Raw genomic sequence first — 25,870 nt, 5'->3', positions numbered from 1 at the left:
TTGAAGTACCTTTTTAGCACTTTGAACTCCTCCTCATCTTTTAGGGTGGAGAGGCAGTCAATCTTGATTTTCTCATCCTTAAGGATGAGGAAATGAGTCATGTTTTTAACGTTAAGCAGCTTTCACAACAGGGCTCGATAAAATTCACTTAGCTTCTGTTGTAACTGATTTGTAATGCTTAAACTCTTCTTCAAGGTCATTTGCATCTAACAAACGCCTCATCAATAATCCTAAGATTTCTCCAACACCAGCAGCATCATTCACGCTCTTAACAGGAGTAAGATAATACGAAGAAAAGTAAGTGAGGTATAGAATGGAGATAGATGAAAAAGACAAAATAATAGATAAAGAAGCTGAAATAGTACATGCACAAAAAGATATAAATCAAAAACAAGAAGAATCAATTCGAAGATTAACTGCTTCCAAGCTTATTTTTCCTTGAATGGCAGTTAAAAATTTGGCCAAAAAGTAGTTTTAAGTATTTTCTCACAAACATTTTTCAAGACAGGCAATCACAACACGCTCTGTCATAGCTCACATATAAATTACGCAACAGCCTTAATGGGGGGAACATGATCATCAATACACAAACCATTCTCTGCCTTGATCTAGATACCAAGACAGGCTGGACAATTTCTCGTGTAGACAGCAATATAACGAGTGGCACTGTCAATTTTGAATCCTATCGTTTTGAAAGCAATGCCTCAAAAGGAGAAATGATTAACGCGGCATGTGCAAAAGGACATGCGCTACAAGATCACTTAGAAAACAATCTTTGGGCGAAAGCCAATCTTGTACGCAAGGCTGTTTTGAACACCCGTGAAAAAAATCTGAAAGAAAAGGCAATGAGAGAGAATTCAAGACCACTCACGTTGGTTGAAAAGCAAAAGCTTGAAGGGATTTTAATGATCTTGGAGGAACAATGAAAAACATTGCAGGTTAGCAAACTAGTAAAAATGCTGATCGTTTTGTGATTAGATGTGCGTTTAAATCGACATAAAAGCACCGTACAAAGCGATTCAAGATTTTATGATAAAAAATTTATAATATAAAACGCTCTGTACGGTCAAATTTGAGGCAAATAGACAAATTTGTAAAATTAGAATTAAAGCATATCCATTTTAAAACATCTGTTCTTAAAAAACCGTAAACAGCCCATGCGAAAGAGGTTTGTTGCAACGGCGGTGGGATATGCACCATGGAGGAAACGGAGCAGAGGAGTATTTTTACAACCTCTACGAATATGAAGACGGTACAAGAGAGTGTGAAAAATTTGATACTGATCAGTATTACAAAGCACCTAAGTAATGCGGATTTAGTACCAAAGCGCAAGTAAAAGCATGAGCTTATGGTGGTCTATTCCGAAAAGCGTTCTCAATTACAAACCTCTTATAGACGAGATCAACAGAGAGATCAAAAATTATCGAAAACCGCAGGAAATTAATATGTTTACAGATAAGCAGCTAAGAGCCTTGTTTGGTATTATAACTTTTATATTTTTTATGTTTTTCAGGAATAAAAATTGACTTTATTCAGAATATTTTGACATTTGCGTTTGTTTCTTTGGTAATAGTCACAACGGTTTTTGCAATTTTATGCAATTCTAATATTCCTTCTGAATTACAGAGCAACCCAAAATACAAATGCGGCAATACAACAGGTTGGAAGACATTAACACGTGATTTACAACAGTACATGCACAGACTCTTAAAGCTAATAAGTTTAGCGCTTGTCGTTTTAATTTTCCCAAGTAGTTATAAAGAAATGGTTTCTTTACCTGTCATTTCTAAGTACGTGGAGTACAAGTTTTATTTTCATTGGATACTGTACTTTTTTAATACTCAGATATTGCTGTTTGGTATTCTCTTTTAGTCTGTGTATTATTTCTTATGTTACGTACACGCAGTTTAATAAATATATCTATTTACACACTACAGTGCTCCATTAAAAAGCCATAGTAAAATTCCGATTTTATAAAACTGTTCAGATTAAATGGCGTTGTCTCTTCTCAACGTTCATAGATAAAATCAACAAGGAGATAAAAAACTATCGGGGGCTGCTTAGCTTCAGAGACTAATTTTCTAGGTGAAGAGAAAGTTCAAGCTGCATCTTTGATTGTAATAATGACTTGCTTGCCAAGAAGACTCAGTGCTTTCTCTAGTGTTTGAAGCTTAGTTGGATAATTTAGATCAAGAATGCGTCTTTACCCAAACAATTGCCAATTCTGTTTTTGTGATATTCGCTTCATTAAAGGCTTCTACTACTGCAAGTTTAAGAGCATTCCACGCATCTACCCTAACCTCTACAAGGTCTTTATACTGTTGTGGCATTGGTAAAGGCAGACCACGCATAGGACAAGCTCCGTAATGCTAACCCTAAAGATTCAACAGCATTCTCTAATGCCTCAGTTCTATTTTCTCCAGCTGTTATTGCTTCTGGTACACCTGGAAAGGTTACAATAAAACTACCATCTGAATCAGATTCCAGTTTTGCTTGATAAGTATATTCCATGTTTATGTCTCCTCGTCATAATCAAAATACTTTTGAAACAAAAAATTTAAGCCTTTGAGAAAACAGCTCATACCCCCAACTACTTTTTTATTATTTTCACATAAAGTGGAGTCAAGTCATCAGATTTTATAACGGTTGTCTTGTCTCCAAAAGTTACCAAATAATGTGACCCTTTGCCTGCATCAGGAGCTTTACTGTAATGAATGCCTCTTTTTCTGGCTTCTTTACGTAATTCCCTAAGCAGCACTTCTCGTTTCATTTAGCCTCACCATTTCTTCATAAAATGAAGATCGAACAAAAAAGTTTAATACAGACTCTTAATGAAAGGATATTTACTGAAAAGTTAAAAGCAGAAACAAGAAAGCCGTACCATTTATGTGACATGGTCTTTTGATGCATGATTTGTCAAATAATATTGTAATGTAATACTTTAAAAATATTATTAATAAACTTAAACGATTGAAAAAGTACGAATTATGTTAAGATTTTTACATATTAAATTGCTAATTTAATGGGGCTACAAATATGCTAAATAAAGTGATGTTAATTGACTATTTAGCTGCTAATACCAAAAGCAAAACAATGAATTCTAGAGCCGAGGTAGTCAATTTTCGTATGGCAACTTCTAAGACCTATATAGATAAAAGACCAATCAAAAAGTAGAGAAAACAGAATGGCATTCAGTTGTGATTTTTAATCCATATTTGGCAAAAATTGCACTTCAATATCTAAACAAAGGTTCAAAGATTTACGTAGAAGGCAAATTACAGACACGCAAATGGTAAGATAAAAATGGGCATGACCGTTACTCAACAGAGATTATCTTACCACAATTTAAAGGCGAATTATATTTACTTAATGCAAAGAAAGATTTATCGACATCCCCTACCCCTTCACCCATTACTTCTCAAAATTATGCTATCGTTTCAAAAGCCCGACGCATGAGATTTGGGTCATCACTCAAGTCAACCTTCAGATCTATTTTAGCAAAGGCTTGATGACAGCCTATGATCTTGATTTTATCATCAAGAATAAGTTTATAATTCTCATCTGTTATCAGATGTTGAATGGATTAACTGACTTCCTCTTCATCAACACCCCAAATAATAATCTTATAAGGAGCTAAAAGTTCATTCTTAACGGCTTTGGAGAATGTATAGGTAATAAAGCTCTTTTCCATAGAGCTCTTCTTCGTCCATAGATGCCACAACGGCATTGATCTCATTGGCTTGCTTTTTCTCAAAGCTTTTGAGCATCAGTTGGTAGCTGGTAGAGCGAGATCTGAGACATCGAGCTCGACAGCATCATCTTGTGTTTTACGACGCTTGCCAACTTATGTATCAGAACATACCGCAAAGAAACACAAGGGGGCTTGTGCAGGTGCGATCGCCCTCTCATTCATATTCCTGAAGCCTAAAAGTACTGAGTTTGAATCAGCTTTTTTCGCTTTTAGTGCTCATCGAACTTGGACATAGCAAAATCTCCCAGAATTCTGAGACACCCACAGAGTGGGCTCATTTTATGATCGAACTTTAGGGTTTTCAGCCCCTACTGATCGCTGCGTAGACGACCAAAAACACCTTTAAAGTATTGAAGGAATTTCACGCGATTAGCAACCAAAATGAAAGCAGTGTTTCTTATCTCTTAAAGACTGTAAGATTGGGCACTCTTCAAAAGAGAGATAATGCCAAGAACTGTCATCGTGGTTAGTTATCAACCCACACAATACCTCTTGTTCAGAAAACGCACAACACGAGATAAGAAAAAATGTTGTTTGCAAAGTTCTCTCTTACCTATACAAAAAGAAAATAAAAAATTTGGAGGGCTCCTATGATAAATGACATTTACTGTGTTGGACGCAATTATGTTGAACATGTTCATGAACTAGGCAATGTTGTTGAAGATGAACCCGTTATCTTTAGCAAGCCAAACAGTTCACTCGTTTTAGACAATGAAATTTATCTCCCTGATTTTTCAAAAGAAATACATTTTGAAACTGAAATTGTGCTCAAAATCTCAAAGGATGCTTTCATGGTCACGGAGGCAGAAGCAGAAGAATGCTATGATGCCATAGCAATAGGTCTTGATCTCACAGCGCGGGATTTGCAAACAAAACTGAAAGAAAAAAAGCTGCCTTGGCTTTTATCTAAAGGATTTAAAAGCGCCGCATACGTCTCTGACTTCATAAACAAGGAAAAAATAAACAACCCAATAACCTTTGCAATGAAGCTGAATGGCGAAACAAGACAAGTTGGCAATACGCAAAATATGATCTTTAGCTTTGAGAAGATAATATCATTTTTGAGTCACTACATTCAGCTAAGACGTGGTGATCTCATATACACAGGTACTCCACAGGGTGTAGGAAAACTTTCTCAGTTTGACAGAATAGAATTATATCTCAAAGATCAATTAATTTCAGAGCTAAAGGTAAAATGAATCATCAAATACTGACCTTTTTCATTGTTTCATTTTTTTTAGTCATCTCACTTAATTTTAGTCATCTTACTGGGGCCGAATATGGCCCTTATCATCACTAAGACAACGAGATTAGGAAGAAAGAACGCATTTGTAAACGTTTTAGGATTGTGTACAGCAACATATGTGCATGAGACATTTTCCATACCTAAGTGTATCAGCGCTCATTCTCAACAACAAAACACTATTTTTTTAGTAAAATTCATGGGTGGCAGCACTTTATTATACATGGGCTTTAAATCGATTAAATCTGGAAAACACAGCTTAAATTCAAAACAATATCAACGAATGAAAAGAGTGCTATTGGTAAAACAAAACTTTTCACCAGCTATATGGACGGTTTTTTGACACAAATACTAAATCCCAAAGTATCAATATTTTATATAACGGACTTCCCGAAATTTTTGTCTTCTGGCGGTGGAATTAAAAAAGGCTTTGAACTTGTCACAATACATTCTTTCAACATCTTTGCATGGTTTACTTTAACGACCATTTTTATATCATTTGCCAGCTCCGCTTTAAAAAGCGGCGGATAAAAGGCGCGATTAATATAGCGACAGGAACAATTTTATCTTTTGATAACAAATTGCAAAGCTAATAGAGCAATCTTTTCCTGATTCTGTCTCTCACGATGAATAGCTCAACCTCTAACAGAGCTTATACAATCCCCAGTTTTTTTCTTTGTATAACTGAATTCGCTGCATTTCTTTATCATAGTCTCAAGGATTTTTGTGTAAACGATGTGAATTTCTCGCAACCTTTTATAAAATGTTATCACTATCTAAACAAAATCCTTATTCATCACTTTAGAAAAAATAAGCTATGATATTCCTCTTTTCGTTTATGAAACAAAAAAGTGATTTTAAAAATCATTTTAAATTTCTATCATTAAGAACTGTTTCTTAAACTAAGATGAGAACCTTTGAGCGCTATTTGAGCCAAAATTAAAACTCTCACCATTATGAATAATAACAATTAAAAACTCCCTATTCAAATATCTGTTACGTTATTTAAGAGGAAAACATCCTCTTTTTTCAAAACCATATTCTTGTCTTTATCCACACAAAATTATAAAAAACGTTTTTTTCCTTTACACCTCATTTATATCATGCTTCGATACAGAATGATGCATTTTTTAGTGTAATTTAACCTCAAAATAATTAAAGGGAACCCCCAAAAAATGAACTGTAAACAAAATTTAAAAGATGGTCCTAAGATAAAACTACAACGTGGCTTGGATAACCGTCACGTACAACTTATAGCCCTCGGTGGAGCTATTGGAACAGGTCTCTTCATGGGATCAGGAAAAACAATTAGTGTGGCAGGACCTTCCATCATACTCGTTTATGCGATTATTGGATGTGCCCTATACTTTGTAATGCGTGCTATGGGAGAATTATTGCTTTCTAATTCACAATACCGGTCCCTTATTGATTTTTCAACCGATATGCTAGGACCGGGAGTCGCTTTCTTTGTGGGCTGGAACTATTGGTTAAGCTGGGTTGTAACTGGAGCTGCAGATATTATTGCTATCATTAACTATATGCATTTCTGGTGGCCAACACTTAATCCATGGATTGTTGTTTTTGCTTGCATTGGTTTCTTTTTAATCCTTAACCTCCTTGCCGTAAAATTTTTCGGTGAACTTGAATTCTGGTTTGGTCTTATCAAAGTCGTAGCAATTTTGGCATTAGTTATTGTTGGATTCTATATGATCGCTACAGGCTTTACCTCTCCAAATGGTACTGTTGCCTCTCTTAACCATGTATGGAACGATGGAAATATCTTCCCGCGAGGAATTACAGGTTTTTTTGCTGGATTTCAAATTGCCATTTTTTCTTTTGTTGGTATAGAAATTGCTGGAACAACGGCAGCTGAAGTTAAAGAGCCTAAAAAAGTTCTCCCTAAAGCAATTAATGCAATACCAGTGCGTATTGTACTCTTTTACATCCTTTCTCTCGCTGTGATTATGTCCGTTACACCTTGGAATCAAATCGTTCCAGAAAAAAGTCCCTTTGTCTCCATGTTTTGGCTTGCAGGCATTCCAATAGCTGCTGGTTTGGTCAATTTTGTTGTTCTCACCTCCGCTGCCTCTTCAGCAAATAGTGGTATTTTTTCGACTAGCCGCATGATATACGGGCTTGCAACACAAAAAGGTGCTCCTCCAATTTTAGGGAAGCTTTCCAAATACCATGTTCCAGCCAATGCTCTGTTCTTTTCCTGCCTATGTATTTTAGTAGGATACACAATTGCATCATCATCTCCAAGCATCATAAGTGCTTTTACAATTGTGACGAGCATTTCAGCGATTGCATTTTTATTCGTATGGTCCGTCATTTTGATTAGCTATATTGTATATCGTCGCAATCACCCTCATCTACATGCTGAATCCGTCTACAAAATGCCGGGAGGTGTTATTATGTGCGGAATCGTGTTAGTTTTTTTTGCTTTCATGCTCTATTTGTTGACATTAGAACATGATACCCTAACAGCTTTAAAATACAGTATCTTTTGGTTTATTTTCTTAGGTATAATGTATTTTATATTTATAAGAAAAAAAATCGCTCCAAAGAACAAATAAAATCTATACAAAACATCTCAAAAAAGGGTAACTAAAGTTACCCTTTTTCTACTTAACCTCCTCCTCACACATCAAAAGACGAGGGTTCCTCGCAAGTCTGGGTTTGTAAACAATCCAACTTTGTTAAGGGGGATGCTGCTAACCACTTTATATGGTTCACCTACATAAGGCTCTACGGGCTAACCCCGCCCTAAATACCCCCCTACATTCTAAAAATACTTAATGTGTAAAATTTTATATGCTTTATATCACTACCCTAAACAACAGTATTTTACTGCATTATAGGATAAGAAACGCGCTATTCTGTAAAGAATTCTCTATAAACTTCACTGACATTGTTTACTAATAAAACATAAGATTTTATCTAAAACCGCCCTCCTAAAATTTATATTCAATTTTTTATCAAAATTAAAAATACAGCTCTAAACAGGATATATCTTAGTAGCTATCTACAATAAAATATATTCTATGAAAATATTTTTCTATTTATAATAAATATTTATAATATATGTATAAAACATAAAAAGTATAATATAATTTATATTTTAGTTCTTGTTTATAAAGTAATTATTCCATTAATTCATAATGTTTTTCTTTGTTCACATATAGTCATAGAAAAAAATTCCTTTACTCCTTAACCATAGTGTGTTCCGATAGAATGGATTACCTTTTTTAGGATAATTTTTATTTAAAAATAACTTAAGGGGAACTTCCCAAAAATGAATGAACAAAATTTAGAAAAAAAACCTAAGAAAAAATTGCAACGTGGGCTAGATAATCGCCACATCCAACTTATAGCCCTGGGTGGAGCTATTGGAACAGGTCTCTTCATGGGATCAGGAAAAACAATTAGCGTCGCTGGTCCTTCAATCTTATTAGTTTATGCTATTATTGGTTGCGCTATATACTTCGTAATGCGTGCTATGGGAGAATTACTGCTTTCTAATACGCAATATCGATCTTTTATTGATTTTTCAACCGATCTTCTTGGTCCAAGTGTTGGATTTTTTATCGGCTGGACATATTGGTTGTGCTGGATTGTAACCGGAACTGCTGAAATTATTGCTATTGTTAGTTATACGCACTTTTGGTGGCCTGAACTCAATTCGTGGATTCCTGTTCTCATAGGTATCCTTTCCTTTTTAATATTTAACCTCGTAGCCGTAAAACTATTTGGCGAACTCGAATTTTGGTTTGGCCTTATCAAAATCCTAGCAATTTTAGTATTAATTATTGTAGGATTTTACATGATCTTTACTGGCTTTATCTCCCCGAACGGCACCGTTGCCTCCCTTGGCAACATATGGAACGGCGGAAATATCTTTCCTCGAGGCATTACAGGATTTTTTGCCGGATTTCAAATTGTTATTTTTGCTTTTGTTGGCATTGAACTCGCTGGAACAGCTGCAGCTGAAGTCAAAGAACCACAAGAAGTTTTGCCCAAAGCTGTCAATTCGATACCAATCCGTATTATTTTCTTTTATATTTTCTCTCTCATTGTGATTATGTCCGTCACTCCTTGGAATCAAATCATTCCAGAAAAAAGCCCATTTGTAACGATGTATGCACTTATTGGTATTCCAACCGCTGCTGGTTTGATGAACTTTGTTGTTCTAACAGCTGCCGCATCTTCAGCCAATAGTGGTATTTTTTCTACCAGCCGCATGATATACGGTCTCGCAGCGCAAAAGGGAGCACCTAAATTTTTAGGAAAACTTTCTAGCAACCGCGTTCCAGCCAATGCATTACTCTTTTCCTGCTTATGCATCTTATTAGGTTATGCAGTTTTATCGCTATCACCAACAATCATAAGTGCTTTTACAATTGTAACCACAATCGCAGCAATTTTGTTTATATTTGTATGGTCTATAATTTTAATCAGCTATATTGTCTATCGTCGCAACCGTCCTCTCCAACATGCCGTATCTCCTTATAAAATGCCTGGAGGTATTTTTATGTGTTGGACTCTTCTAATCTTCTTTGCATTCATTATTTATTTATTGTCATTAGAAGCTGATACTGCCATAGCTTTAAAATACACTCCAGCGTGGTTCATATTTCTAGGAATTCTATACTTTCTTTTTGGAAAAAAGAATTATGCAAAAAAATAAAAAATAAAGCTTATGTCGCACAAAACATATAAAAAAGGGTAACTAAAGCTACCCTTTTTTGATATTTATCTATAAAATTATAAAAGCTATTGACAAAACATCTCTATAGAAGCTTCAATTACGCTCTTTATCAACCAAAGCGTTAGATTTTATCCAAGGCATCATAGAACGAAGTTTTTTACCAACTTCTTCAATAGGGTGATTATCATTTAAACGCCGCATACTTTTAAAATGAGCAGCACCAGCTTTATATTCTTGAATCCAATTTGATGTAAATTTACCTGTTTGGATATCTTTCAATATACGTTTCATTTCTGCTCTGGTTTCATCCGTAATTACGCGTGGACCAGACATATATTCGCCCCATTCAGCTGTATTAGAAATCGAATAATTCATATTTGCAATGCCCCCTTCATACATGAGATCAACAATCAGTTTAACTTCATGTAAACACTCGAAATAAGCCATTTCCGGTGCATAACCTGCTTGTGTTAATGTTTCATAACCTGCTCGAATCAGTTCAACAAGACCTCCACAGAGAACCGCTTGTTCACCAAAAAGATCAGTTTCGCACTCTTCTTTAAATGTTGTTTCAATCACCCCAGCACGTCCACCACCAAGACCACATGCATAAGACAATGCTACATCATGAGCATGCCCTGAAGCATCTTGTGCCACCGCTATTAAGCAAGGAACACCACGACCACGTTGGTATTCATGACGAACTGTATGCCCTGGACCTTTAGGAGCAATCATCACGATATCAACGTGTTTTTTAGGTTCAATCAAGCCAAAATGAATGCTCAAACCATGCGCAAAAGCAATCACTGCCCCATCACGTAAATGATCATGAATATGCTCTTTGTAAATATCAGCTTGCAATTCATCTGGTGTTGCCATCATGATGAGATCTGCCCATTTTGCTGCTTCTGCAACACTCACCACTTCAAAACCATCTGCCATAGCTTTCTTAACTGTTTCCGACCCTGAACGCAAAGCTATTTGCACATTTTTTACACCGGAATCTTTCAAATTTAAAGCGTGCGCACGCCCTTGAGAACCATAACCAACAATGGCTACTTTTTTCCCTTTAATAAGATTAACATCCGCATCACGATCATAATAAACAAGCATAAAAACTTCCTTCTTTTTCTATTTAAACTGGATTTCAGATTATTTTTATTAAATAAGAAACATTATCTTCAGTGCATCACACACTTATAAAGACAAAAAACACCGCTTATAAGAACATAGCAATTGAATAATTTTTAAAGTTTACATATTGCATAAAAAAAACTGTAGTCCCCAAACATACCCAAAACATATACAGATCCCCAAATCAACTTCAACTACTATTCTACAAAAAGAATAATTACGCAAAACAAGATTTCTAAAGAAAATATATTTGCTAATATTTTACTCTTCTATCGTGCAACAAAAAACTATATTCTAAAAATTAAGATAAAATATACAATTTTTAACATGAACCAAATCAATACGGATAGCAAGAAAAATTACAAAATAACAAGTATTGTTTTAATACAATATTCAAAAGCATATACAACAATATTTTTAGAATAATAAAGAGAACATTTTAATTTTTACGTTCTTTAATATCCACGCTTCTCACGCGAAAAAGAACACCCCCATACTGCCATTATGTTATTCATTTATGGCGCCTTATAAAGAACTTTTAATGTGCTCGAGCCCTTTTCTAGGCCCCCTATAATCGCCTAAGATTTATTGCACACCACTCTCTTTACTTCATAAAGCTACAAGTCAATATCATCAAAACCCTTATATGCCAAAAACTGCCACTATGCCAAAAACTGCCACAACATTGAATTAGCCAATAAAATGATGATAGCAATAGACTTCATATCATCCATGGATGATTTTACATTATACTATTTACAGATAACCCGTAAAATGAGCTCAAACATCAAGAAAATTTGTGTATTGATCCATAAAAACCCTACGCACTCTTTTACAAGGAAAATACCTTCCAATCCCTATTTCTTCTCCCTAATAGATAGTACAAATAAAAAACATCGCATACACTCAAAAACAAAAGATAGAAAGCAACCAATAAACAGAGCAACAATAGAATATTTATAATGCACGCTAATAGTGCTAGTTATCTAAACATATATTATTTTTTAAGATAAATTGGCAAAGCTTTATAAAAATTTCTCTTTCAATTTCATAGAGAGAAAAAGATTACGATAATAACCGAACAAAACGCTGAACAGTATCACGCATTCCATACTCTAATGCATCGGCAATGAGCCCATGGCCAATAGAAACTTCATCAAGCCAAGGAATACGATTGATAAGAGCAGGAAGATTAGCAATCGTCAAATCGTGACCTGCATTGATACCTAATTGCAGTTCTTTGGCTTTTTTTGCTGCTAAAACAAGTTTATTGAGCTCCTGATCCTGTTTTATTTTTTCCTGAAATGCACCACCGTAAGGTCCCGTATAAAATTCCACACGATCAGCCCCTATTGCTTTAGCAATATCAAGACCGTCGATAGTAGGATTAGCAAAAAGTGATACACGAATCTTTCTTTTTTTCAAACGCTTAACAACGGGTGCCAAAAATTCCGCATCATGAGAAAAATTCCAACCATGATCAGACGTTGGCTGATTTGGATCATCAGGAACAAGGGTAATCTGATCCGCGTAGTTTTCAGCAATATCCAAAAATTGATCACTGGGATAACCTTCAATATTAAACTCAGCCGCAGGAAAATTGTTCTTGATTAAACAGTATATATCTGGCAAATCCGCAAAACGAATATGCCTTTCATCGGGGCGTGGATGAACAGTCAAACCTGCTGCTCCAGCAGCAAGCGCTATATGCCCAATATGCGTGATATTTGGCCACGGAAGATTCCGTCGATTACGCAAAACAGCAACAGCATTAAGATTAACCGAAAGTTTTACCGCCATGCCCATTTCCATTTTTCTATAGTGTGTAACAAGATAGAAAAAAGGCATTTTCCATCTGAAACTTAGATAATATACATATTTTTTCTATCGAACAATCATTAAACGTTCTGCTGCGCGCGTAATTCCCGTATAAAGCCAGCGCGCATACATATCACGAAATGCAAAACTTTCATCAAACAAAACGACGTTATTCCATTGAGAACCTTGCGCTTTATGAACCGTTAATGCATACCCATAATCAAAATCATCATATCGCTTTTTTAATTGCCATGAAATTTCTTGATCAGGGTTTTCAAACGCTGCTTTTAACAGTTTAATCTTTGCTACCCCACGCTCACTTTCTTCTGGTTTCACAAGAAGATTAATACTTGGTTTAACTGTTTCCTTCTGTGAAGTCATCACCTTCCATAAAGAGCCATTCAACAAACCTTTAGTAGGATCATTTCGCAAGCACACAAGCTTGTCTCCTGCTTGCGGATAATCTGCTGTAAATCCTTTTAACACACGCAAACGCTGATTATAAAGGTAGCGCGTACGATTAACCCCTACCAATACCTGATCAGCATCCAAAACCAATTGTTGATTGACCTCTTTACGTGTAACAACGCGCGCTTCTCCATAGTCACCATAAGCAATATCGCGTCCTTCACGCACATCCATAGCAAGACGTATAATCGGATTATCCCGCGCTTGCCGATGAATTTCTGAAAGAAGAAAATCTGGTTCTCCATTAGAAAAAAATCCTCCACCTGATATAGGAGGCAATTGACCTGGATCACCAAGAACAAGAATTGGCGTCCGAAAGCTCATTAAATCACGCGCCAATTTTTCATCTACCATCGAGCACTCATCGACAATAATGAGCTTAGCTTGTGCAGCTGCACTCCTCCGATTTAATGCAAATGTCGGTGCAATAGACTTCTTTCCCGTAACTTCATCGGAAACTTCTTCTTCCCCACGCGGACAATAAATCAACGAATGAATAGTACAAGCATTACTGGCACCTTTAGAGCGCAAAACCTGTGCCGCTTTGCCTGTAAACGCCGCAAACTGAACAGAACCATCAACTGTTTCAGCAAAATAGCGTGCCAGCGTTGTCTTACCCGTCCCCGCATAGCCAAAGAGGCGAAAAAGTGGAGAACGCCCCTCTTTCAACCACGCAGCAACAGCCTTCAATGCATTATCCTGTTCCGGTGAAAACTGCATGACTTACCAACATAAAATTTGCATAAAAAGAGCACTATTTTGAAAAAAACCAACTATCAAGAAAAACTTTTTTATTAAGAATTGCTGACACACGCCCATCTAACAACTTTCATAGCACAATTATCAATTATTTACCCATTGCTTTTTCAAGATATTGTAGCAATCTAAATTTTATCTATACATCGATCTTCTTGGTAACACCTTATACTTATCAAATAAAATATCATTTTTTACAACAGTAACACCAACAATGGAATATGCATGTCTTAAATTTAAAATAATACCTATATACGCTTTTTCTAACCAAAATTTAGAATGAGAAAAAGAGCATTGCAATTGCAAAACCCTCGCTAGAAAAAATGTCCTTAACAGGATAAGAATAATGTAATTTTATGAATACTATTTTACACAATCACTCAGCTTTCTTGCACATAAAAATAAAGTACATCCACTATTACGAAATAATAATTAAATATATCAAAAACCTTTTGGCAGAAATAGAAATAGCTCTCAACAAAACGACTTAACCCTATGATGATACACCTATATATTTCCTATTTCCCTCTTATCACGATTTTAATAAATTTACTCTTCATGCTACAAATAAGTTATATCTCAACGAATAAAGAGAGACATCACGCTTATATAAAGCCCGCTTTATCTTGCACAAATATGTAGCGTTTTCTGTTTCGACAATAAAATCTGGTTCGTAAGTATGGCCTTCTTGGTAGTCTATTATAAGAAAACTGGGACATGGGTTTCAGTCCAGCGTAGCACTTCAGGTCCGTCCTCTAGAATATGAGAAAAGCGCAATTCTCCATCTACTGAGTCAAACTTTTTGTCGCAATGTTTTAAAGTTTATAAAAACTAACTGATTAATGCTATTCTTATTGCTAGAAACAACAATGAAATCAAGGGGTATAATTTGTTAATAGGCTTGGCGTTATGTCAAAATATCAGCGATGAGATTGCTTTTTGGTTGTTTTAGAAATGAAATAATGAGCTCAAATATTGATGAATGAAACGGGAGATTTAAATTGAAAATATTAATTCCAGATGACTATCAAAAAGCTACCCTAACATTACAGTCTATTACAAAATTAATGAAATCGCATGAAGTGCTTGTTATAAATAATTTAGCTAAAGAATGTGATTTAGAAGATAAGCTCAAAGAGATAGATATTCTTATCTTAATCAGAGAGCGGACCATGGTTGATAGAAATCTTCTCCTGAAACTGCCAAATTTAAAATTAATCTGCCAAACAGGCCCCATAGGTTCACATATTGATATAGAAGCTTGTAGAGACTTAGGAATTGAAATATTAGACGGTGGTGGAGATCCAACTTCTGCTGCTGAATTTGCGTGGCTCTTAATTATGTCTGCGCGTAGAAAACTCTGTAAATCTGTGTCTGATATGAAAAAAGGACGATGGCAAACAACATTTGGCAACCAAATGAAAGGGGCTACTCTTGGAATATTCGGGTTTGGGCGTATTGGTAAAATGGTTGCTCAATATGCTCAAGCTTTTGGCATGTCCATTTTGGTTTATGGGAGCGAACGTTCAACGCAAGAAGCAAAAAATTTAGGTTATCATTTTACGCATTCAAAAGATGAATTTTTTACACGTCCTGACATTATATCCGTACATTTACGTTTAAGCGATAAAACCAGAGAAATCATTCAATTAGATGACCTATTGAGCATGAAACCTCATGCTATTTTTGTCAACACAGCGCGTTCAGCTTTGGTTGAAAAAGGGGCGATAGAAAAAATACTAAGTTTGGAAAATTCAACTTACTTTGCACTGGATGTTTATGACAGCGAGCCGGTATATGAGAGCAAATTATTGCAATCAGATAGAGTTCTTTGCACACCGCATCTGGGCTATGTGACTGAAGAAAGCTTTGAGAATTATTTTGAAAAAGCTTGCCAAAATATAGCGTCTTTTATGAAGAGCGCTTAATGCCGGATGAGCCAATGTTTGTAAAATTTATCTTATATCGCTAGCGTATCAAATTTGCACGACACATAATAGCTTATTTCCTTAAATTAAGCATATTCCTTAGCTTTCATATTAAGACCAATCGTATTGACAGATTTTTATGTAATCAGCATAAAATACCTAATTTATTGTTGCAAGCATTATTAAAAAAAGGCTACTTTATTGGAATACACTTTAATTGGAGGGGGCATAGTTTCTTTTTTAGGTGGATGTATATTATTATTTTTTCAGGCGTTTCACTTGTGATAGTTTAATATGTTTTAACCATTTTTATAATGATTTATTTTTATAGAATCTATCACCTGTCTTTAGATAAAAGTGCTTATTTGTTCTTTGTTTCACAGGCTTCTGGTGCCTTAGGAAGAATTATTTTAGCAGCGTGGAGTGATCATTGTAGAAAAGGACGATTTTTTCCTGTCTTCTTTTGCATGATTGCAGTCGTTTTTGGATTTTTAATATTAATTTTGGGTATTAGTGGATCGATAATTTATTTAACTATTTTATCTGCTTGGTTAGGTTTTTTTGGATTAGGATGGTATGGCCCTTGGGTTGCTTATATTGTAGACTCTTCGTCGAAAGAAAGCGTTGGACTTTCTCTGGGTTTAGCAATGTATGTAAATCAAATCGCAATTATTACTGCTCCACCATTATTTGGATTAATCCAAGATTTTACAGACACTTATTTACTAACTTTGAGTTGAGCAATGGCGAAAGAGACAAACTTTGGGAGGCTTTAGACCATGTTATTTATGATCCATACGGTGGTATTGAATATTCGGTTAAGCTAAAAAAATAGCATTTTCGCTGCTACCCCATAGAATATTGACAATTCTTATGAATCAAAAGATGTCTATTACCCCTAGAGCATATTTAAGCTTTGAAAACCTTCCAATTGATAGACAAATTAATACGTCACCTAATCCTTATAATTTAGATGCGTCTTGTAAAAGTGGCTATATTAGCGAAAATTTAATTATGATGTTTTCTTTATTAATCGGAGAGCCTTATTCAATTAAATTTGAAGGCGAACATATAGTAAACAACCTAGTTCCTTTAGAGGATAATAAAAAAGATTATACAGGATTAGGATCTGAAGTTGAGTTAGATTTTCATATAGAAAATACTGCACTAAAATTTATAACGAGTTTAAATTTATCTCCTAAAGGGATATTTTTCTGGTGTTCGCAATGATGTTGATGGCCCGTTAACGAGAATATCTGGTGCACATCTAGCTTTAAAACTTTTAAGTGAGAAGGATTTGAGTAGCTTAAGGGATAATTTATATATAATTAATTTTCTCTATAGAGGATAAATTGGGTAACCTCTACAAGTAAAGTGCCTCCTAGTTCGAGAGGACGGTGAATTCCCAGATATCAGCGCTGTTTTTTATCTGGGCATGTTAGAGCCACAGTCAAAAAAAGCTAAGGAAGCTTTAAATCATTTTTATGAAGCTATGAAGACTGTATCTTTTGGAATTGATGTACAACTAGGAAGATTATTATACATTGATAACAGAATGGCTCTACACTCTGGAGGTAAATTTTTTGGATCATTTGATAGTTATGAAAATCCAATGCGGTGGATTCAAAGAGTGTTTGTGTCTGCAGATTTATGGAATCATAAATATGTAGAACAAATAAAAGAAAGAATATTTGATTTTCAATGTTAATGTCCTGATAATGATACGATGTTGAGTATTATTCCGGTTTATATATATTGACTACACATCTCATATATATAGATTTCCCCCGCATAATCAGGTGAGATTACTACCTGATTATAAGCTATGGTGGCCAATTGATTTTCTATGGCTGCGTTTGATCTTTGTTATATTTGCCCTTCCTTTCAAGCCGCTAGGGGGATTTTCCTATCAATCCCTTGAAAGAGCGATTTGGAGTAATTTCATAATGCGAAACCAAAACATAGTGACAAACTTTTCTATTGTTTTCACAAGTATGACGGTTTGCATGGTTGCCCCCTTCAAGCACGGTGGCTTTTTTCTTGCACAATGGAATCTTTCATATATGAGACAACATAATTAATTTATAACAGACAATTCAATATATTATCTAAAAAATGCAACGAAATAGCTATTAATGTGAACATATGAATTAAAAAAACAAACATCGCATACAAATAATAATACACCCCATGTCTTTAAACAAAGAATGAAAATCATAAAATGAGCTCTAAGGATAATAGGAACTCTCCACAAAGAAGAGACAGAGATGAAGACTCCAAAGACTTCATCACCATCCTTTACTATTTTGTTAACATATTCATTTTATACAAGAATCTTTCCCTCGGAAGAAACAGCATTTGCAACAGCTTCCTCGCTTGCCTCATCGGGTAATAACATCTCATTATGAGCACATCCCGATGGGATCATAGGAAAACAGTTTTCTAAATGATAAACACGACAATCGAAAAGAACTGGCTTATCACAGTCAATCATCTGCTGAATTTTATTATCAAGTTCATCGGGTTTTGAACAATGAATTCCCACGGCTCCATAAGCTTGTGCCAATTTCACAAAGTCAGGCATAGATTCCGTATAAGAATGAGAAAGACGATTACCATGTAGCAATTGCTGCCACTGGCGAACCATCCCCATATACTGATTATTTAAAATAAAAATTTTCACTGGTGTATCATGCTGAATAGCTGTTGCAAGTTCTTGAATATTCATCTGAATGGAGGCATCACCAGAAATACACACAACAAGCGCATCAGGATGTGCTATTTGAACACCGATAGCCGCCGGAAGACCATACCCCATCGTTCCAAGACCACCAGAAGTCATCCAATGTTTTGGTTCATCAAAATGATAATACTGTGCTGCCCACATCTGATGCTGTCCGACATCCGTTGTGATATAAGCACATGCATCTTTAGTAAGAGCATAAAGTCGTTCAAGAGCATATTGTGGCATGATAACATCTTTTTTTTCCATATATGCCAATGAATTACGAGCTTTCCAGCGATTAATTTGCGTCCACCACGCCTCACGGACTTCACTGTTAAACGCTGGTTTCTGTATCTTTAAGAGTTGCGTCATATCTCCTAAAACACAAGCCACATCACCAATAAGGGGCACTTTCACTTTTACGATCTTATTAATAGAAGAAGGATCAATATCAATATGGATAATACGCGCATGAGGTGCAAATGCATCCAATCGCCCTGTGATACGATCATCAAAGCGCGCACCAACAGCCAACATAACATCACAATCATGCATGGCCATATTAGCCTCATAGGTTCCATGCATCCCAAGCATTCCAAGCCAATTTTTGCCAGAAGCGGGATAAGCACCAAGCCCCATGAGCGTTGATGTAATCGGAAAATCACCCAGTTGAACTAAATCGCGCAAAAGCTTTACAGCTTCCATCCCTGATGAAATAACACCACCACCAGAATAAATAACAGGACGCTTTGCTTCTACTAAGAGAGAAACAGCCTCTTCAATAGCCTGCGCATTCCCTTTCGGCTTTGAATAAGAACGCATAAATGTCGGCGCTTGAGGTGCTCTATAAATTCCTGAAGCAAATTGAACATCCTTAGGAATATCAATCAAAACCGGTCCAGGACGACCTGATTGAGCAAGAGAAAAAGCTTCATGAATAATAGCCGCAAGATCATTGACGTTTTTAACCAGCCAATTACGCTTCGTACAGGGCTTTGTAATTCCAACCGTATCAGCTTCTTGAAAGCCATTTGTTCCGATGATCGTTGTCGCTACCTGACCAGAAAAACAAACAAGAGGTATAGAATCCATAAGAGCATCTTGCAAAGGTGTAACAGCATTCGTTGCGCCTGGACCAGAAGTCACAAGCATAACGCCTACCTTTCCAGTACTGCGTGCATAACCTTCAGCAGCATGCCCTGCAGCTTGTTCATGGCGCACCAAAATATGCTGGAGTGTATCTTGGTGATAGAGCACATCAAAAATAGGCAGAACAGCCCCACCAGGATAACCAAAAATATGTTTAACCCCTTGATCTATAAGAGCCTGAATCACTATTTCAGCCCCCGACATTATTTTTCCATCTGCACTCTCTTGCTTTCTTGGATCATTTCTCATTTTTCCCACTCACCTACTTGATAGGACAATAAAAAAGCCCCTAACGGAGCCCATAAAAAAAGACCCCAAAGGAGCCCATTACACAACACATACTGTATGATCACCCCCATTATTCCAACGTATAAAATATATAAAAATTTCCTTGTAGAAAGATTTCTAATTCCATTGATACCATTCGTCAATAAAAAATTATATTTTCTAAAAAATTCTTTCTCACGAATTATCTTTTATCTTTCGATAAGTTTCTTTGCAAAGCTCTAGCTCTTTTATCAAAAAGTAAGCATCCATTCTTCATCAAATTGATTACGAAACCATGTCATTTGTCTTTTTGCGTATCTCCTCGTTTGTGTTTTCACCGCTTCAAGAGCATTCTCAAAGCTTCTATATCCATCCAAATAAGCCATAAATTCAGGTATACCAATAGCCTTCATTGCTGGTAATGAAGGGGAAAGCTTAAGATTCTTCATAATCATCACCTCTTCTAAAGCTCCTCTTTCAATCATAGAATCCAAGCGTTTATGAATACGTTCATAAAGCAGAAGACGTGGTGGCATGAGAAGAATTTTTTTGATGAAATTCGGCGCTATGAGAGGTGTTGTTTTTTGTTTCTGCCACCAACTGAGCGTCTTACCGGTTGCATCATAAACTTCCAAAGCACGGACAATACGTTGACCATCGTGCGAAGAAATTTTTTCAGCAACAACAGCATCAATCTGCAACAACTGGCGATAAAGATTTGCAACGCCCTCTTTATCAAGCCGAAGTCGCCACTTCTGCCGCACAACATCTGGAACATGAGGGATTTCCGAAATCCCCTCTAAAAGAGCACGAAAATAAAGTCCTGTTCCACCAACAAAAATAACTGATCTTAAAGAAAAAGTAGCCAATAGCTTCTCGACATCACACAACCATTGCCCTACTGAATAATTCAAAGTAGGACTCACATGACCATAAAGATAATGTGGAACAATCGCAGTATCAGCCTCTGTAGGCCGTGCCGTTAAAATATTTAAAACATCATAAACCTGCATTGAATCAGTGTTAATAATGAGAGCATTTTTTTCTTGAGCCATTTTCAAGGCAAGTTCTGACTTCCCACTTGCCGTTGGTCCCGCTATTAATGTAACTGTTCTCTGTGTCATGAATAGCAATTTCTCCCAATCAATAACTTATTGCAACACACAGCCCCCAAAGCCCCCTATGAAACTTATAAAAAAAGAAAAAATTGACTTAATAACGACACCAAAGGAATTTCCAAGCATTTTTGCTATCATAATTCAATAATAAATTACAGCCATAATCATTCTGTCCGTTAGTCCATTAAAAATAAACATATTCTTTGTCATCATTTATGAAAATAATACTGAGCTTAACCTATACAATCAAACAGCTTTATTTTTTCCTATAAAAACAGCATGTTACTCTGGTTTATAATAAGAGATTCAGAAATTGTCTTCTGTACGCTCTCTTTCTTATAACTATTTTTTCATCCATCACCAAGAAAGGTATAAATATATATAACTAATTTAGTCTAATATCATTTTTCTCTAGGATAACTTTTTTCAAAATGAAGTAAAAAAACGTTCTCTATAGCACACAAAGTACAATCACAAAGTTCTAAAAGTCTCACTAAAGAAAACATGATTTATAATAATTGCACCCTTTATTTATAATAGTTGAGCGTTTTGCAACCTGAATAAGAGCTCCCAATATCATAAGATTTTCTCATTTTTATCCTTCTCATAAAGTGCCATATCAATACCATTCACTTGTGCATCAAAAGCAGAGATAAAAATTTGACTTAAACACAAGACATAGATCTTTTATGCAGCACTTCAAAGCCTAGGCTGTTGCAATATTGGGAACTAGCAAATCTATTATGGTACCAACTTGTACTTTTATTTAATGCAAAAATAGAGCTGCCCAACGGATTTTATATTATACAATCCATGCCTTTTTGTCATGAAATGAGCTTGAGAAATATTGGACATCACATGGTTGAGCTACAAAGTAGCCACATACCAAGGCTGATAAAAAACAAAAAATTAATTTTTAAGCCTCAATCCATTGGGGTATCAATCCATTAGGAGCGTTAGGAACCGTAACTCTCCATCTGGACGCGCTACGATGAATAGAGCATTTTTGCGTCCAGCTTCACGTAATTTATGAATACGTTTTTTAGCCTCATCGATTGTTGTGATAGCACTCTGATTAATATCAATAATGACTTCACCAACGCGAATACGCTTTTTATCCGCTGCGCTATTTTGTGCAACAGATGTTACCACTAGTCCTCGAAGTTTATCTGAAATTGAATAACGATGACGCAAATCCTCTGTCAATTCAGATAGCGTCATTCCCATAAATTGCATTGTCACGCTTTTCGACAGATCATTGTCTTTTTTATCATCAACTTCTTCTTCTATATCTTCATTTGCATCTGTTTCAATCAAACGTCCAAGCTTAACTTTTACTGTTTTTTCTTGCCCATTCCGTAAAACAGTAACATCCACCACTTTTCCTTCTGAACTTTCTGCAACTAAACGCGGCAAATCACGTGCATGCTTAATTTTTGCATTACCAAAGGAAAGAATAACATCTCCAGTTTGTAACTGGCTATTATCTACATTATTTTCTTCCGTCTGTTCTATTTTACCAGCCACTAATGCTCCTACAGCATTGTCCAATTTTAAACTTTTTGCAATATCCTCTGTTACCGGCTGAATACGAATAGCCAACCAACCACGCCTTATTTCTCCAAAATCACGCAATTGATTAATAACAGCAAGGGCCATATCCGATGGAATAGCAAACCCAATACCGATAGATCCTCCAGAAGGTGAAACAATTGCTGTATTAATGCCAATGACTTCACCATTTCTATCAAATAACGGACCACCAGAATTGCCCCGATTAATTGCTGCATCTGTTTGAATAAAATTATCATAGGGACCAGCATTAAGATCACGGTTACGTGCAGAAATAATACCAACCGTTACACTTCCACCAAAACCATAAGGATTACCAATAGCCATAACCCAGTCACCAATACGTGCTTTTTCTGAGTCACCAAAACGCACAGCTTTTAATTTTTTACGTCCCGCATCCACTTGAAGTAGTGCCAAATCAGTTTTGCTATCCTTGCCAAGAAGCTTCGCCTTGAGTTTTGTACCATCTGTAAAATTAACTTCAATATCATCAGCATCAACAATAACATGATAATTTGTAACAATAATCCCTTTTTGCGCATCAATCACAAAACCAGACCCCAAAGAACGCACCTTTTGAAATTGACTATTTTTTTGACCATCTTTGGGTGTAAAAAAATCATTAAAATATTCCTCCAGCAATGAATCTTTGGGAATAACGGGTACCGAAGTATTTTCATCCTGTTCGGTTCCTTCAACAGTCTGTGCCGTAGAAATATTCACAACCGTCTCCAAAAGCTCAGAAGCTAAATCAGGAACAGAAAGCAATGTCTTGTTTGTCTCTGCGCTCCAAGACAAATTCACTGATCCTGATAAAAACAAAACCACACACAAAACAACTCTTGTGATAAAAGACTTCAAAAACGTATTTCTACTCACGATACTTCTATCCATGACATGCCTTTAACCAAAGCTGAAAAGAGCCCCACTAAATTTATCTATGTAAAACCAGCACGGCTCGATACTCTCTACGACTTTTATCATAAAAGAAAATGGTCACAGATCATTCTTTTCATGCAAAATCTCGTATCTGCAATCCATTATTTTATCTATTCTCTCCCGATTTTGAATCCGTTTTACTGAGGCCAGTATTCATTGTCGGTAAGAATGATTTATTTGCCTGCGGCGGATTACGAAAATAGAAAAAGAAATCCTCATTTGGTGAAATCACCATCGGAGTATGCTCTAAATTCTTGTATTGTTCCATCGCCAACCAAAAATCGTAAAAAGATGGATTAGCCTCCCTCGCATTCAATAAAAGACGAATACTTTCAGCCTGACCTTCACCACGGGTAATTTCAGCATCACGCTTTGCAGCTGCTACGATTTCTTCATATTCACGATTAGCTTCTGCCACAATACGATCTCGCTCCTGCTGACCACGAGCACGGATATTTTCCGCAGCAGCTTCACGTTCAGCTGCCATTTGCCGATAAACATCTTCTGAAACAGCATCCGTCAAATCGGTTTTACGAATACGCACATCAACAATGGTAATACCCAACGAACCTGCATCTACAGAAAACTGCTTCTGTACTTCAGCCATCATCGCACCTCGTTCATCCGATAAGGCTGCTTTAAATTCTCGCTTGCCATAAACAGCACGTAAAGCGTCAATAAACCGTGGTGCAAGGTTTTCACGTGCCGCAATTTGTGGACGCCCAGAAGCAATGCGCTGTAAAAACAACTTAGGATCTGTAATACGGTAAATAAAGAACGCATCCACCTCATAATACGCACCACCACGAACCTGTACAGATTGTGTAGGAACATCGTAACGCAACAACCGATTATCCACAATGATGATCTTATCTATAAAAGGCGCCTTGAAATAGATTCCAGGGTTAGATTCTACCTGAACAATTTGTCCAAAACGCTTAATTGCTACTTGTTGACGAGGATAGACGATAAAAACGGACATCCACAAAATCATCAAAACAAACACTATAGCACTAAAAACAAACAAAAAACGAGATTGCTGCATAATTAATATCCTCCAGAAATGCGAGAATCCGAAAGCGATGCAGGACGCGCTGATGTTGCCTTCAATTTTTCTGATGAATTGCTACGCAACAATTCGTTCAAAGGTAAATAGGGCACCGCTGGAGAATTTGCCTGATCAAAAACCAACTTATTTGGTGAAGAAAGAATACGCCCCATCGTTTCCATATAGAGACGGTAGCGAGCAGCTTCTGGTGAAATCGCAGCCTCACGAGCTATCGCCTGAAAACGTTCCGCACGCCCTGTTGCCTCTTCAACCATTTGTGCCTTTTCACCTTTTGCGATTTCTCGTGTGCGTGAAGCTTCACCATTTGCTAAACCAATTTTCGTAAAACGCACACGATTCCCCTCTTCAATCATTCTTCCACGTTCCTGCTCCGCCTGCTGAACAGAATTAAACGCAGCAGCAACCTTTGTTGGAGGAGCAGCTTCACTGATAGACACACGGCTTATTTCAACACCAAGTTGATATTTATCTACAGTCAACTGAATAATCTTTCTGACGTCATTAGCAACTTCTTCTTTCTTGTCACGTAAAACATCATCAACCGGCCGCGAACCAATGACCTCACGCATTGCACTCTCAGCAACTTGGCGAACTGTTCCTTCTTGATCATTCACATTGAATAAAAACTGACTAGGGTATGAAATGCGATAGTAAACGGAAAAATTAACATTAACAATGTTCTGATCACTTGAAAGCATTAAGCCATCACTTTGTTGCGCCTGACCAGGCTTCCCACCAATCGCAATTGTTTTTTCCGTTAAAGGTACTTTCATATAGGTCTCAATTGGCCAAAAATGAAAATGCAAGCCATCACCAATAATGCCTTCTTTAGGGATGCCAAAGCGCAACTCTACCGCTTGTTCATTTTGCTGAACAATATAAATTGACTGGTATAGCCAAAAAAACACAATAAGCAGAAGGAATAAAACAGAAAAACTGCTTCTCCCGAATTGTTTAAACTGATCCTGCCCTTTGCGCAAAATATCATTAAGATTAGGACCATTTTCGCCACCATTACCGCCACCAGAACCAAAGAGATTCTTAGCTGGTGTTTTTTTGTCACCACTGTTTTTATCGCCACTCCACGGGCCACCACCATTTTGATTTGTCCAGGGCATTATCACCTCTTTAACTGATTACCACTACTCGAACACCAACCATTTGCTTGATCTTATAGGGTGTCTCTTACCTCATTACAATACAACTGATAACCCCTTCCACTTCA

21 protein-coding genes and 4 pseudogenes are annotated in these 25,870 nt (G+C 36.4%); 13 read left to right on the top strand and 12 right to left on the bottom strand.

Annotated features, from left to right (window positions below):
* Positions 1-313 precede the first annotated feature (313 nt).
* From ACFIJK_RS05765 to ACFIJK_RS05750, 4 genes and pseudogenes are all read left to right on the top strand, one after another.
* A complete protein-coding gene (locus ACFIJK_RS05765; RefSeq protein WP_375627136.1) occupies positions 314-442 on the top strand; it encodes a hypothetical protein in 129 nt (42 codons plus the stop codon).
* 130 nt (positions 443-572) lie between these two features.
* Entirely contained in the window at positions 573-926 is a 354-nt protein-coding gene (locus tag ACFIJK_RS05760) for a hypothetical protein (RefSeq protein WP_375626565.1), read from the top strand.
* Positions 927-1,112: 186 nt separating this feature from the next.
* Positions 1,113-1,433, top strand: a pseudogene (locus tag ACFIJK_RS05755) (hypothetical protein); the annotation flags it as partial.
* A 12-nt stretch (positions 1,434-1,445) separates the two neighbouring features.
* Positions 1,446-1,958 (top strand): annotated as a pseudogene (locus tag ACFIJK_RS05750) (hypothetical protein).
* Between the two features lie 231 nt (positions 1,959-2,189).
* Here the strand turns inward: ACFIJK_RS05750 and ACFIJK_RS05745 are convergent.
* The 3 genes from ACFIJK_RS05745 to ACFIJK_RS05735 all read right to left on the bottom strand — a co-directional run bounded on the left by ACFIJK_RS05745 (position 2,190) and on the right by ACFIJK_RS05735 (position 2,770).
* Complete coding sequence (locus ACFIJK_RS05745) at positions 2,190-2,351, bottom strand: hypothetical protein (protein WP_375627134.1); 162 nt, start codon at positions 2,349-2,351, stop codon at positions 2,190-2,192.
* The gene (locus ACFIJK_RS05740; protein WP_375627132.1) at positions 2,314-2,511 is read right to left on the bottom strand and encodes a type II toxin-antitoxin system HicB family antitoxin; all 198 of its coding nucleotides are present in this window, start codon (positions 2,509-2,511) and stop codon (positions 2,314-2,316) included. Before ACFIJK_RS05740 ends, ACFIJK_RS05745 begins: the two co-directional genes overlap by 38 nt.
* Positions 2,512-2,590: 79 nt before the next feature.
* A complete protein-coding gene (locus ACFIJK_RS05735) occupies positions 2,591-2,770 on the bottom strand; it encodes a hypothetical protein (RefSeq protein ID WP_375626563.1) in 180 nt (59 codons plus the stop codon).
* Between the two features lie 266 nt (positions 2,771-3,036).
* Here ACFIJK_RS05735 and ssb point away from each other — a divergent pair.
* Positions 3,037-3,509 (top strand): annotated as a pseudogene (gene ssb, locus ACFIJK_RS05730) (single-stranded DNA-binding protein).
* Here the strand turns inward: ssb and ACFIJK_RS05725 are convergent.
* Positions 3,443-3,749, bottom strand: a pseudogene (locus ACFIJK_RS05725) (hypothetical protein); the annotation flags it as partial. The pseudogenes ssb and ACFIJK_RS05725 overlap by 67 nt on opposite strands.
* Positions 3,750-4,341: 592 nt before the next feature.
* On the opposite strand from ACFIJK_RS05725, the gene ACFIJK_RS05720 reads away from it, so the two are divergent.
* The 4 genes from ACFIJK_RS05720 to ACFIJK_RS05705 all read left to right on the top strand — a co-directional run bounded on the left by ACFIJK_RS05720 (position 4,342) and on the right by ACFIJK_RS05705 (position 9,681).
* Positions 4,342-4,950 (top strand): fumarylacetoacetate hydrolase family protein, encoded by a 609-nt coding sequence (locus ACFIJK_RS05720; protein ID WP_375627129.1) that lies wholly within the window; start codon positions 4,342-4,344, stop codon positions 4,948-4,950.
* Positions 4,951-5,031: 81 nt separating this feature from the next.
* The gene (locus ACFIJK_RS05715; RefSeq protein ID WP_375627127.1) at positions 5,032-5,337 is read left to right on the top strand and encodes a hypothetical protein; all 306 of its coding nucleotides are present in this window, start codon (positions 5,032-5,034) and stop codon (positions 5,335-5,337) included.
* Positions 5,338-6,169: 832 nt separating this feature from the next.
* Complete coding sequence (locus ACFIJK_RS05710) at positions 6,170-7,570, top strand: amino acid permease (RefSeq protein WP_375627125.1); 1,401 nt, start codon at positions 6,170-6,172, stop codon at positions 7,568-7,570.
* A 719-nt stretch (positions 7,571-8,289) separates the two neighbouring features.
* Positions 8,290-9,681: an amino acid permease gene (locus tag ACFIJK_RS05705; protein ID WP_375627123.1), complete on the top strand. Its 1,392-nt coding sequence runs from the start codon at positions 8,290-8,292 to the stop codon at positions 9,679-9,681.
* 114 nt (positions 9,682-9,795) lie between these two features.
* On the opposite strand, the gene ilvC is transcribed toward ACFIJK_RS05705, so the two are convergent.
* The 3 genes from ilvC to ACFIJK_RS05690 form a co-directional block, all read right to left on the bottom strand.
* Positions 9,796-10,815, bottom strand: a complete 1,020-nt coding sequence (gene ilvC / locus ACFIJK_RS05700) for a ketol-acid reductoisomerase (RefSeq protein WP_375627121.1) — start codon at positions 10,813-10,815, stop codon at positions 9,796-9,798.
* Between the two features lie 1,086 nt (positions 10,816-11,901).
* Positions 11,902-12,636 carry a pyridoxine 5'-phosphate synthase gene (locus ACFIJK_RS05695; protein ID WP_375626555.1) on the bottom strand — a complete coding sequence of 245 codons (735 nt, stop codon included), beginning with the start codon at positions 12,634-12,636 and terminating at the stop codon, positions 11,902-11,904.
* 84 nt (positions 12,637-12,720) lie between these two features.
* Positions 12,721-13,842 carry an ATP-dependent RecD-like DNA helicase gene (locus ACFIJK_RS05690; RefSeq protein ID WP_375627119.1) on the bottom strand — a complete coding sequence of 374 codons (1,122 nt, stop codon included), beginning with the start codon at positions 13,840-13,842 and terminating at the stop codon, positions 12,721-12,723.
* A gap of 1,037 nt (positions 13,843-14,879) precedes the next feature.
* Between ACFIJK_RS05690 and ACFIJK_RS05685 the strand changes: the two genes are divergently transcribed.
* From ACFIJK_RS05685 to ACFIJK_RS05670, 4 genes are all read left to right on the top strand, one after another.
* Complete coding sequence (locus ACFIJK_RS05685) at positions 14,880-15,806, top strand: D-2-hydroxyacid dehydrogenase family protein (RefSeq protein WP_375627117.1); 927 nt, start codon at positions 14,880-14,882, stop codon at positions 15,804-15,806.
* Between the two features lie 305 nt (positions 15,807-16,111).
* Positions 16,112-16,546 (top strand): MFS transporter, encoded by a 435-nt coding sequence (locus tag ACFIJK_RS05680; protein WP_375627152.1) that lies wholly within the window; start codon positions 16,112-16,114, stop codon positions 16,544-16,546.
* Between the two features lie 133 nt (positions 16,547-16,679).
* Positions 16,680-17,036, top strand: coding sequence for a hypothetical protein (locus tag ACFIJK_RS05675; RefSeq protein WP_375627115.1), 357 nt, complete (start codon positions 16,680-16,682; stop codon positions 17,034-17,036).
* A gap of 205 nt (positions 17,037-17,241) precedes the next feature.
* Complete coding sequence (locus ACFIJK_RS05670) at positions 17,242-17,514, top strand: hypothetical protein (protein ID WP_375627113.1); 273 nt, start codon at positions 17,242-17,244, stop codon at positions 17,512-17,514.
* A 615-nt stretch (positions 17,515-18,129) separates the two neighbouring features.
* On the opposite strand, the gene ACFIJK_RS05665 is transcribed toward ACFIJK_RS05670, so the two are convergent.
* The 5 genes from ACFIJK_RS05665 to hflK all read right to left on the bottom strand — a co-directional run bounded on the left by ACFIJK_RS05665 (position 18,130) and on the right by hflK (position 25,763).
* Positions 18,130-19,929 carry an acetolactate synthase 3 large subunit gene (locus ACFIJK_RS05665; RefSeq protein WP_375627111.1) on the bottom strand — a complete coding sequence of 600 codons (1,800 nt, stop codon included), beginning with the start codon at positions 19,927-19,929 and terminating at the stop codon, positions 18,130-18,132.
* Between the two features lie 269 nt (positions 19,930-20,198).
* On the bottom strand, positions 20,199-21,071 hold the full coding sequence (miaA, locus tag ACFIJK_RS05660) for a tRNA (adenosine(37)-N6)-dimethylallyltransferase MiaA (protein ID WP_375627109.1): 873 nt from the start codon (positions 21,069-21,071) through the stop codon (positions 20,199-20,201).
* Positions 21,072-22,004: 933 nt separating this feature from the next.
* Positions 22,005-23,531 (bottom strand): Do family serine endopeptidase, encoded by a 1,527-nt coding sequence (locus tag ACFIJK_RS05655; protein WP_375627107.1) that lies wholly within the window; start codon positions 23,529-23,531, stop codon positions 22,005-22,007.
* A 151-nt stretch (positions 23,532-23,682) separates the two neighbouring features.
* On the bottom strand, positions 23,683-24,621 hold the full coding sequence (gene hflC, locus ACFIJK_RS05650; protein ID WP_375627105.1) for a protease modulator HflC: 939 nt from the start codon (positions 24,619-24,621) through the stop codon (positions 23,683-23,685).
* Between the two features lie 2 nt (positions 24,622-24,623).
* A complete protein-coding gene (hflK, locus tag ACFIJK_RS05645) occupies positions 24,624-25,763 on the bottom strand; it encodes an FtsH protease activity modulator HflK (RefSeq protein ID WP_375626085.1) in 1,140 nt (379 codons plus the stop codon).
* Positions 25,764-25,870 lie beyond the last annotated feature (107 nt).

The sequence above is a fragment of the Bartonella sp. PS17NMGDW genome, from assembly GCF_042193555.1.
GTDB lineage: Bacteria > Pseudomonadota > Alphaproteobacteria > Rhizobiales > Rhizobiaceae > Bartonella > Bartonella grahamii.
Note: the sequence above shows the minus strand (reverse complement) of the source record. Positions and strands in the feature narration are given on the sequence as shown.

What these genes read in the sequence shown, in the direction of transcription:
- ACFIJK_RS05765 (WP_375627136.1), top strand. Translation starts at nt 314, where the DNA reads ATGGAGATAGATGAAAAAGACAAAATAATAGATAAAGAAGCTGAAATA.
- ACFIJK_RS05760 (WP_375626565.1), top strand. Translation starts at nt 573, where the DNA reads ATGATCATCAATACACAAACCATTCTCTGCCTTGATCTAGATACCAAG.
- ACFIJK_RS05745 (WP_375627134.1), bottom strand. Translation starts at nt 2,351, where the DNA reads ATGCGTGGTCTGCCTTTACCAATGCCACAACAGTATAAAGACCTTGTA.
- ACFIJK_RS05740 (WP_375627132.1), bottom strand. Translation starts at nt 2,511, where the DNA reads ATGGAATATACTTATCAAGCAAAACTGGAATCTGATTCAGATGGTAGT.
- ACFIJK_RS05735 (WP_375626563.1), bottom strand. Translation starts at nt 2,770, where the DNA reads ATGAAACGAGAAGTGCTGCTTAGGGAATTACGTAAAGAAGCCAGAAAA.
- ACFIJK_RS05720 (WP_375627129.1), top strand. Translation starts at nt 4,342, where the DNA reads ATGATAAATGACATTTACTGTGTTGGACGCAATTATGTTGAACATGTT.
- ACFIJK_RS05715 (WP_375627127.1), top strand. Translation starts at nt 5,032, where the DNA reads ATGGCCCTTATCATCACTAAGACAACGAGATTAGGAAGAAAGAACGCA.
- ACFIJK_RS05710 (WP_375627125.1), top strand. Translation starts at nt 6,170, where the DNA reads ATGAACTGTAAACAAAATTTAAAAGATGGTCCTAAGATAAAACTACAA.
- ACFIJK_RS05705 (WP_375627123.1), top strand. Translation starts at nt 8,290, where the DNA reads ATGAATGAACAAAATTTAGAAAAAAAACCTAAGAAAAAATTGCAACGT.
- ilvC (WP_375627121.1), bottom strand. Translation starts at nt 10,815, where the DNA reads ATGCTTGTTTATTATGATCGTGATGCGGATGTTAATCTTATTAAAGGG.
- ACFIJK_RS05695 (WP_375626555.1), bottom strand. Translation starts at nt 12,636, where the DNA reads ATGGCGGTAAAACTTTCGGTTAATCTTAATGCTGTTGCTGTTTTGCGT.
- ACFIJK_RS05690 (WP_375627119.1), bottom strand. Translation starts at nt 13,842, where the DNA reads ATGCAGTTTTCACCGGAACAGGATAATGCATTGAAGGCTGTTGCTGCG.
- ACFIJK_RS05675 (WP_375627115.1), top strand. Translation starts at nt 16,680, where the DNA reads ATGAATCAAAAGATGTCTATTACCCCTAGAGCATATTTAAGCTTTGAA.
- ACFIJK_RS05670 (WP_375627113.1), top strand. Translation starts at nt 17,242, where the DNA reads ATGTTAGAGCCACAGTCAAAAAAAGCTAAGGAAGCTTTAAATCATTTT.
- ACFIJK_RS05665 (WP_375627111.1), bottom strand. Translation starts at nt 19,929, where the DNA reads ATGAGAAATGATCCAAGAAAGCAAGAGAGTGCAGATGGAAAAATAATG.
- miaA (WP_375627109.1), bottom strand. Translation starts at nt 21,071, where the DNA reads ATGACACAGAGAACAGTTACATTAATAGCGGGACCAACGGCAAGTGGG.
- ACFIJK_RS05655 (WP_375627107.1), bottom strand. Translation starts at nt 23,531, where the DNA reads ATGGATAGAAGTATCGTGAGTAGAAATACGTTTTTGAAGTCTTTTATC.
- hflC (WP_375627105.1), bottom strand. Translation starts at nt 24,621, where the DNA reads ATGCAGCAATCTCGTTTTTTGTTTGTTTTTAGTGCTATAGTGTTTGTT.
- hflK (WP_375626085.1), bottom strand. Translation starts at nt 25,763, where the DNA reads ATGCCCTGGACAAATCAAAATGGTGGTGGCCCGTGGAGTGGCGATAAA.